The organism is Arthrobacter sp. CDRTa11 (assembly GCF_026427775.1).
In the GTDB taxonomy this organism is placed as follows: Bacteria; Actinomycetota; Actinomycetes; order Actinomycetales; family Micrococcaceae; genus Arthrobacter.
In genome coordinates this window covers 2,976,633-2,991,692 of record NZ_CP044532.1, presented here as the reverse complement: position 1 = coordinate 2,991,692, position 15,060 = coordinate 2,976,633, and the positions used below count along the sequence as shown (strand labels likewise).

Sequence of the window (15,060 nt, the reverse complement as noted above, 5' to 3'; positions counted from 1 at the left end):
CCAGGCTTCCGGACAGACACAAATGGGCCCGCCATTGGCGGGCCCATTTGTGCTGCTACCAGATGCTGACGCGCTCCTCCGGTGATCTCCACATGCCGTCCTGGTCCGTGACGCCGAAGGCCTCATGGAAGGCGTCCAGGTTGCTGGCGATGGCATTGGTCCGGAACTCGTTGGGGGAGTGTGGATCCGTTGCCAGCCTTCGGACGGCCTCTTCGGTCCGGATGACCTGGCGCCAGCCGGCGGCCCAGGATGCGAAGAAGCGCTGCTGGCCGGTCAGCCCGTCCAGTACCTCGGGCTCCGCGCCGTCCAGGCTGAGGAGGTAGGCCTTGTAGCCGATGGTCAGCCCGCCCAGGTCGCCGATGTTTTCGCCGAGGGTGAGCTTGCCGTTGACGTAGTGCCCCGGCGCGGCATAGGGGGAGAGGACCTCGAACTGGGCTACAAGCTTTGCGGTCAGTGCCTCGAACGCCTTCCGGTCTGCCTCCGTCCACCAGTTCCGGAGGGCGCCGCCGCCGTCGAACTGTGAGCCCTGGTCGTCAAAACCATGACCGATCTCGTGGCCGATGACAGCGCCGATCCCGCCGTAGTTGACGGCGTCGTCGGCGTCCGCGGTGAAGAACGGCGGCTGCAGGATGGCAGCCGGGAAAACGATCTCGTTGAGCATTGGGTGGTAGTACGCGTTGACGGTCTGGGGAGTCATCAGCCACTTGTCCAGGTCCACCGGTTTGCCCACCTCGTCAAGGTGCCGGTCGACGTCGGCATTGTGCGCGCGCTCAACGTTTCCGAGGAGGTCGGCCGGGTCGATTTCCACGGCAGAGTAGTCGATCCATTTGTCCGGGTAACCGATCTTGGCGCGGAAGGCGCCCAGTTTCCGGAGCGCCTCTTCCTTGGTCTGCTCACCCATCCACTCAAGGTTCGTGATGCTCTGGCGGTACGCCTCAATGAGATTGGCCACGAGGGACTGCATCCGGGCCTTATGCGTTTCAGGGAAATGACGTGCGACATAAATCTGGCCCACCGCTTCACCCAGGGCTGCCTCGACGACGCCGACGCCGCGCTTCCAGCGGTCCTTGTTCCGGGGCGTGCCGCTGATGGTGGTGCCGTAGAACGCGAAGTTGGCATCCACAAAAGCCGAGGACAGGTAGGGTGCAGCCGCGCTGATCACGCGCATGGCCAGCCACTCCTTCCAGACGGACAGGGGCTCGGATTCAAGCAGTCCGGCCGCGCCGCTGAAGAAATCCGGAGTGCTCACCACGATTTCCTGCCGCTTGTCCGCATCGATCCCCGCCGATTCGAACCAGGTGCCCATCAGCGGGAACAGGGATACGGCCTCTTCTGCCGTCTTGAGGTTGTAGGTCTTTTGCGGGTCCCGGAGGGTGACGTTGTCCCAGTGGTGGGAAGCCAGTTTGGTCTCCAACCCGATCACCCGGCCCGCGGCGGCCTCAGCATCCTCCAGGCCGGCCAGGGAGAACATGGTCCGCACGTGGTTGCCGTACGCCGTGACCATGGGGGCGAATTTCTCCTCCCGGTAATACGATTCGTCCGGCAGGCCCAATCCTCCCTGGCCCGTGTAGAGCAGGATCCTCTCCGGGTTGCCCGCGTCGGGTGCCGGGTAGATGTAAAAGAGGCCTGAAACGTCAGACCGGAACAGCCGCCCGACGAGGGAAACGAGTTCGCCCGCCGTGGTGGCGGCAAACACCTCGGCCAGCCGGTGCCGGATAGGCTCCATCCCTTTGGCCTCCACCGTGGCTTCATCCATGAAGCTGTTGTAAAGGTCGCCTACCTTCCGCTCTATCCCGCTGGCCTCTTCGCCCTTGCCCGCGGCTTCCTCGATGATGTCCCGGACCGCAATCTCGGCGCCGTCGCGGAGGGCGGTAAAGGTTCCTTCCAGCGGGCGGTCGTCGGGAATTTCGGTGGCCTTCAGCCATGCCCCGTTGACGTGCTGGTACAGGTCATCCTGCGGCCGGACGGTGTGATCAATGTTGGACAGGTCGATCCCCGAGATGGGCACGGAAGCTCCTTTATATGAGGGCCGCGGCCGGCGCTGGCACCGCTGCGGCGTCTGCATGATGGACGTTAGGGACGGTAGTGCTCTTTCATCTTACGCACCCGTGTTACTCTCAAATGGTGCGCGCAGAGCTCCTTCTCCTTAGCTGCCGCGGCGAGGCCTCAGACGCGATCTAGCGCAAGGCCACCCTCGCTGCGGAGTTTGTGTTGCCCGGCCACCCTTTCAGAGAAGAACCACAGAAAAGGCCCCGAAAGTAATGCGAAACGCACAAAAGCCCTCAGGAATGCCCGCCCACCGTTACCGCCCGTTCCAGGAACTGATCACTGTTGAACTGCCGGACCGGACCTGGCCGGACAAGGTCATCACCCAGGCCCCGCGCTGGTGTGCCGTTGACCTGCGGGACGGTAACCAGGCCCTCATCGATCCCATGAGCCCTGCCCGCAAGATGAAGATGTTCGATTTGCTGGTGCGCATGGGCTACAAGGAAATCGAAGTCGGCTTCCCCTCGGCATCCCAGACCGACTTCGACTTCGTCCGCCAGCTCATCGAGGGCAACCACATCCCGGACGATGTCACCATCCAGGTTCTGACGCAGGCCCGTGAGCACCTGATCGAGCGGACCTATGAGTCCTTGGTCGGTGCCAAGCAGGCCATCGTCCACCTGTACAACTCCACCTCAGTCCTGCAGCGCCGCGTGGTGTTCAACCAGGACGAGGACGGCATCCTGGACATCGCGCTCCAGGGCGCACGGCTGTGCAAGAAGTACGAGGAAACGCTGGTGGATACGCACATCACCTACGAATACTCTCCGGAGTCCTTCACCGGTACGGAACTGGAGTATGCGGTGCGCGTATGCAACGCCGTCGCCAATGTTTTCGAGGCCTCCGCTGACAGCCAGGTCATTATCAACCTGCCCGCCACCGTGGAAATGGCCACTCCGAACGTTTATGCCGATTCCATCGAATGGATGAGCCGGCATCTGCACCCGCGCGAAGGAATCATCCTCTCGCTGCACCCGCACAATGACCGCGGCACCGGAGTGGCGGCCGCCGAGCTCGGCTACATGGCAGGTGCGGACAGGATCGAAGGCTGCCTCTTCGGCAACGGTGAGCGGACCGGCAACGTGGACCTGGTCACGCTCGGCCTGAACCTGTTTGTGCAGGGCATCGATCCCATGATCGACTTCTCGGACATCGACGACGTCCGCCGGACGGTGGAGTACTGCAACCAGCTGCCCGTGGCCGAGCGGGCCCCCTACGGCGGAGACCTCGTCTTTACGGCGTTTTCCGGCTCGCACCAGGACGCCATCAAGAAGGGCTTCGAAGCCCTGGAGCGGGATGCCGCCGCGGCGGGAGTCAACGTGGCTGACTTCACGTGGCAGGTCCCGTACCTGCCGGTAGATCCCAAAGACCTGGGGCGCAGCTACGAGGCTGTCATCAGGGTCAACTCCCAGTCCGGCAAGGGCGGCGTTGCCTACCTGCTCAAGAACGAGCACAGCCTCGACCTGCCGCGGCGCGCGCAGATCGAGTTCTCCGGTGTTATCCAGAAGCGCACAGACACCGTCGGCGGCGAAGTCAGCGGCACCCAGCTCTGGCAGGCATTCCAGGACGAATACCTTCCTTCCGGCGCTGCCGACGGACAGTGGGGACGCTATTCGCTGGGCTCGGTCAGCACCGAAACGGACGACGACGGCGGCATGACGCTGCATGCTTCCCTCACCATTGACGGGGTTCAGGTCCGCCGCACGGGCACCGGAAACGGGCCCATTGCCGCACTGCTGAACATCCTGCACGAAGACGGCGTGGACGTCCGTGTCCTGGACTACAGCGAACATGCCCTGTCTGAGGGCGGCAACGCCATGGCGGCGGCCTATGTGGAATGCGCCGTGGGCGAGCGCGTCCTCTGGGGAATCGGCATCGACTCCAACACCAGCATGTCATCGCTCAAAGCAGTGATCTCCGCCGTCAACCGCGCCATCCGGGATTCCCGCGCCTAAGCCGGAGCAGCGTTGCGCGCCGGCTTCCCGGCGCGCAACGCTGGCAGTGCCCCTTTTGCGAGAAGACAGTGCGAAGATAAACCGTGGTCCAACAATCATTTGCCGCCCGTGCATACCGGGATGACGCTGTTGTGCTGCGCACCCATAAACTCGGCGAGGCAGACCGCATCATCACGCTGCTGACCAAGCACCACGGCCAGGTCAGGGCGGTTGCGAAGGGTGTCCGGCGGACCAGCAGCCGCTTTGGCGCCCGGCTGGAACCCTTTATGGTCGCCGACCTCCAGCTGGTGTCCGGCCGTTCCCTGGACATTGTTACCCAGGCCGTTGCCAAGGGCGCGTACGGCGGCAATATTGCCGCTGACTACGGACGGTACACGGTGGCTGCGGCCATGACGGAGACAGCCGAAAAACTCACAGACGTCGACGGCGAAGCCGGGACGGCGCAGTACAACCTGCTGGTCGGAGCGCTGGCGTCCCTGAGCCGGGAGGAACACGCCCCGGGGCTGATCCTGGACTCCTATCTCCTGCGCGCTTTGTCCACCGGCGGCTGGGCGCCCAGCTTTACGGTCTGTGCGCGGTGCGGGAGCCTGGGTCCCCACATCGCTTTCTCGGCGCCGCTGGGCGGTATGGTCTGCGGCAATTGCCGGCCGCCCGGCTCGCCTGCGCCGGCCGCCGAGACGGTGGTCCTGCTGGCTGCCCTCCTGACGGGCGACTGGCCGACGGCGGACGCGTCGTTGCCCGTTCACCGGCGGGAAGCGGCCGGGCTGGTGGCCGCCTACCTGCAGTGGCACCTTGAGCGTGTCCTTAAATCCCTCAAACATGTGGAGCGTACCTGACAGTGGCCCTGGGAAAAAAGAACAACCCTTCACGGAAGCGGACTGCCCCCGTCGTGGCGCCGTATCCCCATCCTTCCGGCGCGACCGCTCCGGCCATCCCCGCTGAATTCATTCCGCGTCACGTTGCCATTGTCATGGACGGCAACGGCCGGTGGGCAAACCAGCGCGGCCTGCCCAGGATCGAAGGACACAAGGCGGGGGAGCCTGCGCTCCTGGACGTCATGGCTGGCGCCATTGAACTGGGCATCGAGTACGTCAGCGTTTACGCGTTCTCCACGGAGAACTGGCGCCGCTCACCGGAAGAGGTGCGGTTCCTGATGGGATTTAACAAGGATGTGCTGCGGCGGCAGCGGAACCAGCTCGATGAGTGGGGGGTCCGGGTGCGCTGGTCGGGCCGCCGTCCCCGGCTTTGGGGATCTGTGATCCGGGAACTTGAAGAAGCTGAGGCCTATACCGTGGGCAACAGCACGTGCACATTGACCATGTGTGTTAATTACGGCGGACGGGCCGAAATCACTGATGCGGTATCGGCCATCGCCGAGGAAGTGGCGGCGGGACGCCTCAAGCCCGGAGCCATCACGGAGAAGACCATCCAGAAATACCTCGACGAGCCTGACCTGCCGGACGTTGACCTGTTCCTGCGGAGTTCGGGCGAGCAGAGGCTGTCCAACTTCCTCCTGTGGCAGTCAGCGTATGCGGAGTTCGTCTTTATGGACACGCTGTGGCCTGACGTGGACCGGCGCACCCTCTGGGAGGCCGTGGAGATCTACGCCCAGCGGGACCGGCGCTACGGCGGCGCCGTGGATGCCGCCCGGCCTGGCCTCACGACAGGCGGCGGCTCCGTTTAGTCCGGCTGGGGCTGGTGCCGTCAAGAGTACTACCGTTGCCCAGTGAAGAACTCCGCCACTTGGGTGAGAAGAGCAGCTGGTGCGTAATCAAGTGCCCCGTGGTCAGATCCGGGAACTGCGCTGCATCTTCCTAAGGGAAGGCTGCCCGCGAGCGACTCGGCAACGAGCCGGAAGAAAGTATCGCTGCGTGCTCCGTAGAGTACAAGTACCGGAATTGTTATGTCTGCGTAGCGCTCGGCGCTGGGCTGGTTGGCGTGCAGCCAAGCAATCTCCTTGACCGAACTGCCTACGGTGCCCCGCCATGAACGCCCCTTGCGGGTTGCCCTGGAGATGCACCACAACAACAGCCGGAAGGCAGGATCCGGGAGTGGTGTTTCCCGAAGGTTGGTGGAGATTCCCTTGCCAATGACGGCAACCGCCCGGGCCACATCCCCGCGCTGCACCGCATCTTCAAGGGCAGGAAGAAAACCTGTTGGCACCAGGCCTCCAATATTGGGCACGGGGTCGTAGACAGCAATGCGGCTTGCCGGCAATTGAAGCGCAGCTTCGAGGACAACCGCCCCGCCGTAGCTGTGCCCGAAGACGGCCGTGCTGCCTGTTGCATCCATCACAGACCGGAGGTCCGAGATCTCGGTTGCCATGGAATAATTCTCGGGCTGGGGGCTGGAGCCCGGTCTGCCCCTGCGGTCATAAACATGGACAGGGAGGGATAGACTCAACTTCCTCGCAGCCCTGAAGTATGTTGCTGCGGCCGTGTTGGTTCCACAGACCATGACCACTCCCGGTCCCTTCCCGAAGCTGAAAAGGTGAAGCTGGCCGCCGTCGGACGTCCTTATGGATTGTTCAGCCATAGCCACTCTTTTGCGGGCTGCCTTGGGAAGGATTTCGCCCGCATCCCACTCTTCCGTCATCTCCTGCCCCCGCCGTCGGGGGCGTCCGACAGGGTGCCGCCGCTTTCTTCCGCCCCCGTGTCCGGCTCGCCGTAACCCCGGAGCCAGCGCGACAAGCGTGCATACGCGTCCGCGCGTACCTTGGCCGGCGAAAGAAAAACGTCGTGCAGGGCGCCGTCGATCCGCTCCACCGTCACCGTGCGCCCAAGAGTCAGTGCCCGCAGCGCGATGACATTAACGTCAAGGACAGCATCCGTCCGGCGCATTTCTTCGGTCCAAAACGGGCCGTTGGCGCTGCCCCGGGACAGCAGGACCAGAATCGGAATGTCGATGCCCAATCCACGTGCCACCTTGGCATGACCGGCAAGAACGGCATGCAGCCAACCGGCCCGCAGCGGGAAAGCCATGGGGGGCCTGTACTTGTCATCCAGCGCCCATTCTCCGTCTGCCGAGCTGCTGATGGTCCGCCAGTAGAATCCCCGTTCGGGAAGGCGGAGGACCGCCTCGGGGCGGAAGCGGGCCACCGGGCCCACCATGGTGGAGGCCGCCCGGCGGACCAGCGAACTGCCGTGCATCTCAAGCCATGGACTGTTCAGCACCAGCGCGGAGATGGTGCCGGGATGGTTGCTCACCCAAAGGGCCGCAACCAGGCCGCCGGTGGAATGTCCCATCAGGGTGAGAGGGGCCGGCCGGGATTGCTCACGGTGCTGGCTGTCAGTGTGTTGCCTGTCAGCATGGTTGCTGTCAGCGGCAATAATGCCGATTGCCCTGCCGATCTCGGCGTCGTAGTCGGCCAGGTCCGCCACATATCCTCCCGGCGTTTCCGGGCGCAGGCTCCTGCCGTGGTTGTGCATGTCCAGTGCGTAGAAGTCGTAGCCCCGGCTGCTCCAGAACCGGGCCAAATCCACGTTGAAGAAATAATCGCTCCAGCCGTGGAGGAACAATACGGTCCGGCGTTCGCCTGCCGGAGGGACTGTATCTTCGTTTCCCGGCCGGTACCGCACCAGAGTGGCAGTCCGCTCCAAGCCGTCGTCGCCTGCCGCCCGGAACGTATACGCCTCGAAGCCTTCTCCGAGGATGTCAGCTTCCCAGGTCATGGATTCATGCTAGCCCGCACGATCTACTCCTGAGTAGAATTCGGTGACTTGAGGTGGCGGGCCCCTTTCCGGCAGGGCCGAGAGGGCCCGGTTTGGTCTGGGCCGCGCGAGACGGAAAACTAGACGCATGCGCGTATATCCCACATTCTTCAGACTTGCATTTTCATGGATGGACGCCGAACGCGCCCACAAGATCGGATTCAAGGGGATCAGGCTCGCGCATACCACCGGTGCCAGCCGGCTCCTGCAGCGTTTCACGGCTCCTGCGCCGTCACTTCAGACCACCGCCTTCGGCGTGACGTTTCCTTCGCCTTTCGGTCTCGCAGCCGGTTTCGACAAGGAAGGACACGGCATCGAGGCACTCACCGAACTTGGCTTTGGCCATGTGGAAGTGGGGACCATTACTGGCCAGGCGCAGCCCGGCAACGAGAAGCCCCGTCTCTTTAGGCTGATCCAGGACCGTGCTGTGATCAACCGGATGGGCTTCAATAACGACGGCGCGGTGGCGGTGGAGCCCCGGCTGAAGGCTGCCCGGGACGCGCTGCGCCGCCGTTACCCTGATGTGCGGCCGGTGATCGGCGTCAACATCGGTAAAAGCAAGGTGGTTGAACTCGACGACGCCGTCGGTGACTACCTCCTGAGCGCCCGAAGCCTCGCCCCGGCGGCAGATTACCTTGTGGTCAACGTCAGTTCGCCCAATACGCCCGGCCTGCGTCTCCTGCAGGATGTTCAGACATTGCGCCCGCTGCTGACTGCGGTGGGGGAGGAGGCCGACAGGGCCGCCGGCAGGCACGTTCCCCTGCTGGTCAAGATCGCACCTGACCTAAGCAACGAAGACATCGACGACGTCGCACGGCTGGCTTTGGACCTTAAACTCGATGGCATTATTGCCACCAACACCACCATCGCCCGGACGGGACTTAAGTCACCGGCGGAAGCCGTCGAAAAATGCGGACCGGGCGGATTGTCGGGGGCTCCGCTCAAGCAGCGCTCCCTGGAGGTGCTCCGCAGGCTCAAGGACGCAACGGGGGACAGCATCACCCTGGTGGCTGTAGGCGGCGTTGAAACCGCGCGGGATGTCCAGGAGCGGTTGGACGCCGGGGCAACGCTGGTACAGGGCTACACCGCTTTCCTTTATGAAGGTCCTTTTTGGGCCGCCCGGATCAATCGGCAATTGGCGAAAAGCCGCCGGTCTGACAAGGTGCGGAACAAAAGCTCCTGACAACAGAGGCAAAAAGTAAAACCCCGGCGGTTGGACCGCCGGGGTTTTGTTTTGCAAAAGGTGTCATCGGAGCTGATGACAGTCCGGAACTGTCAGGCGGGGTATTCCCCGCGCTTGACCAGCGGCTTGGGCAGTCGGAGTTTGCGGAACTGCAGCGACCGCATGGAGCCGTACCAGACGGTGCCGCGCTCCACCTCGCCGAATTTCTCCGTGAGCTTCTTGCGGAGTTTGCGGGAGAGGATGAATACATCCACGAAGACTGCCAGGAACATCACCCAGAAGCCGCCCAGGACGTAGATCATCAGGTCACTGGACGCCGGGACAAGCAGGGAAATGATGACAAAGACCAAGGCGCCGAACATCAGGTACTCACCCAGGCTGAAACGTGCATCCACGTAGTCCCGGGCGAAGCGCTTCTGCGGTCCCTTGTCGCGCAGCGGCAGGAACTTTTCGTCGCCGGTATCCAGTGCCTGCCGCATTTTCTGCCGCTGGTCCTGGATCGCCTGGCGTTCGGCAACCTTGGAAGCCTTGCGGTCCTCCGGCACCAGGGGCCGCTTCCGGGCCGCTTCCTGGGCTTTGCGCTTGGGCGTGGGCGCGCCCTTGCCCGCTGCCGCGTCCTGCCGGGCAGCCGCTTCGGCAGCCTGCTGGTCTATTATTTCCTGCGCCGAGGGCGCTTCCTTTTTACGTCCGAACACCAGAACAGAATACCTTGCGGGGACACCGCCATCGTCGTGGAATCGAGGTATGACGGCGGCCGTCCCTGCGCCGCCGGAAAGTGCCCGGAATTACGACGCCGGCCGGGCACACTGCCGGATACGCTGCCGCGTACGCCCCCGGTGCCGCTTCGAGGCGGCGGGGATACGGCGAAGGTATTGTTTTGGCCATGACGCCCACTCCAGCGGCAACCCCGCGAAATTCAAGCAGCCCGTACTCCAGCAACCCTGTACCGGGCACCTCTGCCGGTTCCATCGATGCGCAGGAACTGCGGAGCGCAGTCAGCCGGTCCTTTGATGCCACCCTGGCCCAACTCGCCGGGTTGGTGGCCATTCCAGGCATCGCCTGGCCCAGTTTCGATCCCGCGCCGCTGGAACGCAGCGCCCAGGCCGTTGCGGACCTGCTCCGCGCCAGCGGCCTGGACGATGTTGTGATCCTGCGGTGTGACAAGAAGGACGGCACCCCCGGTGGCCCCGCCGTCGTCGCCCGCCGGCCGGCGGCTGAAGGAAAACCGACGATACTCCTGTACGCCCACCACGACGTACAACCCCCGGGTGACCCCGCCCTGTGGGATACCGAACCCTTTGCCGCCGTCGAAAAGGACGGCCGTCTCTATGGCCGCGGTGCCGCCGACGACAAGGCCGGGATCATGGCCCACGTGGCGGCCTACACTGCCGTGGCGGAGGTCCTGGGATCTGAACTGGGCCTGGGAGTGACGTTCTTCTTCGAGGGGGAGGAGGAGGCAGGATCCCCCACGTTCCGAACCTTCCTGGAGGCGCATCGCGACCTGCTCCGGGCGGACGTGATCGTGGTGGCGGACTCCAGCAACTGGAAGGTGGGGATCCCTGCGCTGACCACCAGCCTTCGCGGCCTCGTGGATGGAACCGTTGAAGTGCAGGTACTTGACCATGCGGTCCATTCAGGCATGTTCGGCGGCCCGGTGCTGGATGCGCCCACGCTGCTCTCCCGGCTGATCGCCACTTTCCATGACGATGAAGGCAACGTGGCCATCCAGGGGCTCGTCTCCCAGGACAACGTGGCAGTGGATCTCACCGAAGCCGAGTACCGCGCCGACGCTTCCGTGCTGGACGGGGTTCAGCTCGCGGGATCGGGCACCATCGCTTCACGGCTGTGGACCAAACCCGCCCTGTCCATCATTGGCATTGACGCGCCGGCAGTTGCTGTGGCTTCAAACACGCTGCTCCCGCGGGCCAAGGCGAAATTCAGCCTGCGACTGGCCCCCGGACAGGACCCAACCGATGCCATGGAAGCCATGCGGGAGCACGTCCAGGCACATGCACCGTTCGGCGCCAAGGTGGTGTTCACTCCGGGAGAAAGCGGAAGCTCATTCCTCACGGATACGTCATCGAAGGCTGCCACCCTGGCTTTGTGGGCACTGGGCGAGGCGTGGGGAGTCCCGGCTGTGGAGATGGGAATCGGCGGATCAATCCCGTTCATCGCGGACCTTATCGAGGTCTATCCTGACGTGCAGATCCTCGTCACGGGCGTGGAGGACCCCGATTCAAGGGCCCACAGCGCCAACGAGTCCCTCCACATCGGAGACTTCAGGAACGCTGTGGTGGCCGAGGCCCTGCTGCTGGCGAGGCTCAATGCGGACGGCCTGGCCTAAGCCCTGGCCAAAAATGACGGCGACGCCCGCATGCCTCCGTCTTGTCGGGAACAACGGCAGTCCTCCCATGGTTACGTCAGAAGTTAGAGCTACAGGGCTGACCGAAGTAGCATGTAGCTATAGCCCATACCGTTCCGTAGGGGCAGGCACCGTTCAGGCGGGGCCGCCAGGACCGTCCTAAGAAGGTAGGCCATATGAGCACCGCAACCAATGAGAACAGCACCGAAACCACCAGCGCTGCCAGTGATGAACTGGCCGCCCACGAGGTCAAGCTGACAGACATCGCAGCAGGCAAGGTACGCAGCCTCCTCGAGCAGGAAGGCCGGACCGATCTCCGCCTCCGCGTTGCCGTCCAGCCCGGCGGCTGCTCGGGCCTCATTTACCAGCTCTACTTTGACGAGCGGCTCCTTGACGGAGACGCTGTCCGTGATTATGACGGCGTCGAAGTAGTAGTGGACAAGATGAGCGTGCCCTACCTCAGCGGCGCAAGCATCGACTTCGAGGACACCATCTCGAAGCAGGGCTTCACCATCGATAACCCGAACGCAGGCGGCTCGTGCGCCTGTGGCGACTCGTTCCACTAACCCGGTCTTTTCGCCCGGTGCCGGCGCCGTGGTCCCCGTCCGTGAAAACGGCACGGGACCGCGGCGCCGACATGTGGGCGAAATGCCCGGGGGACCGGTAAGCTCTACACCGAGTAGTAAAACTTTTAGTGTGCCCGGGAAGCCAGCGGCTGCCCGGGCAACAGCAACAAGTAGGAAGGGCCGTCTGTGAGTTCGCAGAACCGAACCGGCAGCCGACGCAAAACGATCACCTCGATCTCAGGCCTGGCAGTAGCCGGCGCGTTGGTTTTGACCGGATGTTCGCCAGAGGTAGAGAAGGGGTGGCTGCCCACCGAGCGTGGCACCACCAATCACACTGACCGCATCATGGACCTCTGGGTCAACTCATGGATTGCCGCACTTGTTGTGGGCATCATCACTTGGGGCTTGATCGTTTGGTGCATCGTTGCCTACCGCCGCCGCAAGGGCACCATTGGGTTTCCGCGGCAGACCAGCTTCAACCTCCCCCTTGAAGTCTTTTACCTGACCATCCCGCTCTTTATGGTGCTGGTGTTCTTCTACTTCACCGACCGGGACCAGCAGGCCATTGATGACCGCTCCCAGCCGGCCGACGTCGTTGTTGACGTACGGGGCAAGCAGTGGGCATGGGACTTCAACTACAAGTCCGGTGACGTCATCCGCGAAGACGTCCATGAGGCCGGGGTGCAGGCGCACCTGACTGGCGAAACCCTGGACAAAGAGAAACTCCCCACGCTGTACCTGCCGGTTGGCAAGTCGGTTGACCTGGAGCTGAACTCCCGCGACGTCATCCACTCCTTCTGGGTTCCGGCCTTCCTGCAGAAGCGGGACATGATCCCCGGGAAGACCAACTACATCAGGTTCACCCCCACCAAGGAGGGAACCTACGACGGTAAGTGTGCTGAACTTTGCGGCGAATACCACTCCGAGATGCTGTTCCGCGTCAAGGTGGTGTCCGAGGCTGAGTTCCAGGACCACATGAACCAGCTGCGTGAAGAGGGCAACACCGGCCTCCTCGGCGAAGAGTACGACCGCAACCCGAACCTGAACGAAACAAAGTAAGGGGAGCGACGTGGCTACTTACACTCAATCCGCACCCGCCGGCGTCCTCGAGGCGCCCGTGGTTCCCAAGTCCAAGGGGCGCATCGTCGTCAACTGGATCACTTCCACCGACCACAAAACCATCGGGTACATGTACCTGATCGCGTCCTTTGTGTTCTTCTGCCTCGGCGGCGTCATGGCGCTCCTTATCCGTGCAGAGCTGTTCGAACCTGGCATGCAGATCCTGCAGACCAAGGAGCAGTACAACCAGCTGTTCACGATGCACGGCACGGTAATGCTGCTGATGTTCGCCACCCCGCTGTTTGCCGGGTTCACGAACGTCATTATGCCGCTGCAGATCGGTGCCCCCGACGTCGCGTTCCCGCGGCTGAACGCCCTGGCATTCTGGTTCTTCCTCTTCGGCTCAACCATTGCCGTTTCCGGTTTCATCACGCCGCAGGGCGCAGCCTCCTTCGGCTGGTTCGCCTACGCACCGCTCTCGAACACCACCTTCAGTCCCGGTATTGGCGGGGATCTGTGGGTCTTCGGTCTGGCGCTCTCCGGCTTCGGCACCATCCTGGGCGCGGTCAACTTCATCACCACCATCGTCTGCATGCGTGCTCCCGGCATGACCATGTGGCGGATGCCCATCTTCACCTGGAACGCCCTGGTCACGTCCATCCTGGTACTGATGGCGTTCCCGCCGCTGGCCGCAGCCCTGTTCGCGCTTGGCGCTGACCGGCGGTTCGGTGCCCACATCTTCGACCCCGAAAACGGCGGCGCCGTCCTGTGGCAGCACCTGTTCTGGTTCTTCGGCCACCCCGAGGTCTACATCATCGCGCTGCCGTTCTTCGGCATCGTCTCGGAGATCTTCCCGGTCTTCAGCCGCAAGCCGATCTTCGGCTACAAGGGCCTGGTCTACGCCACCATCGCCATCGCCGCCCTGTCCGTCACCGTGTGGGCGCACCACATGTACGTGACCGGCTCCGTGCTGCTGCCCTTCTTCGCCTTTATGACCATGCTGATCGCGGTGCCCACCGGCGTGAAGTTCTTCAACTGGATTGGCACCATGTGGCGCGGTTCCATCACGTTTGAGACGCCCATGCTCTGGAGCATCGGCTTCCTCATCACCTTCCTGTTCGGCGGCCTGACCGGCATCATCCTGGCGTCACCGCCGCTGGACTTCCACGTCTCGGATTCCTACTTCGTGGTGGCGCACTTCCACTACGTGGTGTTTGGCACCGTGGTGTTCGCGATGTTCGCCGGCTTCTACTTCTGGTGGCCTAAATTCACCGGCAAGATGCTTAACGAGCGCCTTGGCAAGATCCACTTCTGGCTGCTGTTCCTGGGCTTCCACGGCACCTTCCTGATCCAGCACTGGCTGGGTGTCGAAGGCATGCCCCGCCGGTATGCGGACTACCTCGTGGAGGACAACTTCACCTGGATGAACCAGTTCTCCACCATCGCCTCGTTTGTCTTGGGAGCGTCCCTGATTCCGTTCTTCTGGAACGTCTACATCACCTGGCGCAGCGCCGAAAAGGTGCAGGTGGATGACCCGTGGGGCTTCGGCGCCTCGCTGGAGTGGGCCACGTCCTGCCCGCCGCCGCGGCACAACTTCACATCATTGCCGCGGATCCGTTCGGAGCGCCCGGCGCTGGACCTGCACCACCCGGAACTCTCCCAGGTCCACACAGTCCAGTCGCCTGCCGTGGCTGCTGCTGCCCTTGGTAACGCCGACCAGAAGGACACCGCCAAGTGAAAATCGAATCATGGATATTTGGAGCCGGAGTTTTCTTCTTCGTACCGGTCTCAATCGTTTACGGTTTCCTGACGGACTGGCATGAGTGGGTTGGCACCCTGGGAATCCTCCTCGTAGGCGGGCTGGCCGGCATGATTGGCGGCTACCTTGGTTTCACCGGGAAGCGCGTTGGTATGCGTCCGGAAGACCGCAACGACGCAGAAATCCACGAAGGTGCCGGCGAGCAGGGGCACTTCAGCCCCTGGAGCTGGTGGCCGCTGGTCCTGGGCCTGGCTTGCGCCGGTGGATTCCTGGGTATGGCAATTGGTTTCTGGATCGTCTTCATCAGCGCTGGACTCGCAGTCATAGCCCTCGTCGGCTGGGTTTACGAGTACAGCCGGGGAGACCACGCACACTAGCATTTCGGCGAGCGTATTTGCGCTCCGCCTCTGAACTGCTCCT

13 protein-coding genes are annotated in these 15,060 nt (G+C 63.3%); 9 read left to right on the top strand and 4 right to left on the bottom strand.

From position 1 onward, the window contains the following. Window positions 1–55: 55 nt before the first annotated feature. Entirely contained in the window at window positions 56–2,008 is a 1,953-nt protein-coding gene (locus tag F8G81_RS13425; protein ID WP_323809187.1) for a M13 family metallopeptidase, read from the bottom strand. Window positions 2,009–2,261: 253 nt separating this feature from the next. Between F8G81_RS13425 and leuA the strand changes: the two genes are divergently transcribed. From leuA to F8G81_RS13410, 3 genes are all read left to right on the top strand, one after another. Beyond that, window positions 2,262–4,001: a 2-isopropylmalate synthase gene (gene leuA / locus F8G81_RS13420; RefSeq protein WP_267275224.1), complete on the top strand. Its 1,740-nt coding sequence runs from the start codon at window positions 2,262–2,264 to the stop codon at window positions 3,999–4,001. A gap of 83 nt (window positions 4,002–4,084) precedes the next feature. Beyond that, on the top strand, window positions 4,085–4,837 hold the full coding sequence (gene recO / locus F8G81_RS13415; RefSeq protein WP_267275223.1) for a DNA repair protein RecO: 753 nt from the start codon (window positions 4,085–4,087) through the stop codon (window positions 4,835–4,837). A 2-nt stretch (window positions 4,838–4,839) separates the two neighbouring features. After that, on the top strand, window positions 4,840–5,685 hold the full coding sequence (locus F8G81_RS13410; RefSeq protein ID WP_267275222.1) for an isoprenyl transferase: 846 nt from the start codon (window positions 4,840–4,842) through the stop codon (window positions 5,683–5,685). A gap of 29 nt (window positions 5,686–5,714) precedes the next feature. On the opposite strand, the gene F8G81_RS13405 is transcribed toward F8G81_RS13410, so the two are convergent. Together F8G81_RS13405 and F8G81_RS13400 are read right to left on the bottom strand one after the other, a co-directional pair. After that, on the bottom strand, window positions 5,715–6,458 hold the full coding sequence (locus F8G81_RS13405) for an alpha/beta fold hydrolase (RefSeq protein ID WP_267279214.1): 744 nt from the start codon (window positions 6,456–6,458) through the stop codon (window positions 5,715–5,717). A gap of 134 nt (window positions 6,459–6,592) precedes the next feature. Next, window positions 6,593–7,672 (bottom strand): alpha/beta hydrolase, encoded by a 1,080-nt coding sequence (locus tag F8G81_RS13400; RefSeq protein ID WP_267275221.1) that lies wholly within the window; start codon window positions 7,670–7,672, stop codon window positions 6,593–6,595. A gap of 127 nt (window positions 7,673–7,799) precedes the next feature. On the opposite strand from F8G81_RS13400, the gene F8G81_RS13395 reads away from it, so the two are divergent. Next, entirely contained in the window at window positions 7,800–8,894 is a 1,095-nt protein-coding gene (locus F8G81_RS13395) for a quinone-dependent dihydroorotate dehydrogenase (protein ID WP_267275220.1), read from the top strand. Between the two features lie 92 nt (window positions 8,895–8,986). Here the strand turns inward: F8G81_RS13395 and F8G81_RS13390 are convergent, their stop codons facing one another. Beyond that, complete coding sequence (locus F8G81_RS13390) at window positions 8,987–9,589, bottom strand: DUF3043 domain-containing protein (RefSeq protein WP_267275219.1); 603 nt, start codon at window positions 9,587–9,589, stop codon at window positions 8,987–8,989. A 188-nt stretch (window positions 9,590–9,777) separates the two neighbouring features. Between F8G81_RS13390 and F8G81_RS13385 the strand changes: the two genes are divergently transcribed. The 5 genes from F8G81_RS13385 (at window position 9,778) to F8G81_RS13365 (ending at window position 15,017) form a co-directional block, all read left to right on the top strand. Next, a complete protein-coding gene (locus tag F8G81_RS13385; protein WP_267275218.1) occupies window positions 9,778–11,238 on the top strand; it encodes a dipeptidase in 1,461 nt (486 codons plus the stop codon). Between the two features lie 194 nt (window positions 11,239–11,432). Beyond that, on the top strand, window positions 11,433–11,822 hold the full coding sequence (locus F8G81_RS13380) for a HesB/IscA family protein (RefSeq protein ID WP_267275217.1): 390 nt from the start codon (window positions 11,433–11,435) through the stop codon (window positions 11,820–11,822). A gap of 186 nt (window positions 11,823–12,008) precedes the next feature. Beyond that, window positions 12,009–12,881, top strand: a complete 873-nt coding sequence (gene coxB, locus F8G81_RS13375; RefSeq protein ID WP_267275216.1) for a cytochrome c oxidase subunit II — start codon at window positions 12,009–12,011, stop codon at window positions 12,879–12,881. Between the two features lie 10 nt (window positions 12,882–12,891). After that, entirely contained in the window at window positions 12,892–14,619 is a 1,728-nt protein-coding gene (gene ctaD, locus F8G81_RS13370; RefSeq protein ID WP_267275215.1) for a cytochrome c oxidase subunit I, read from the top strand. After that, entirely contained in the window at window positions 14,616–15,017 is a 402-nt protein-coding gene (locus F8G81_RS13365) for a cytochrome c oxidase subunit 4 (RefSeq protein ID WP_267275214.1), read from the top strand. The genes ctaD and F8G81_RS13365 overlap by 4 nt, the downstream gene beginning before the upstream one ends. Window positions 15,018–15,060 lie beyond the last annotated feature (43 nt).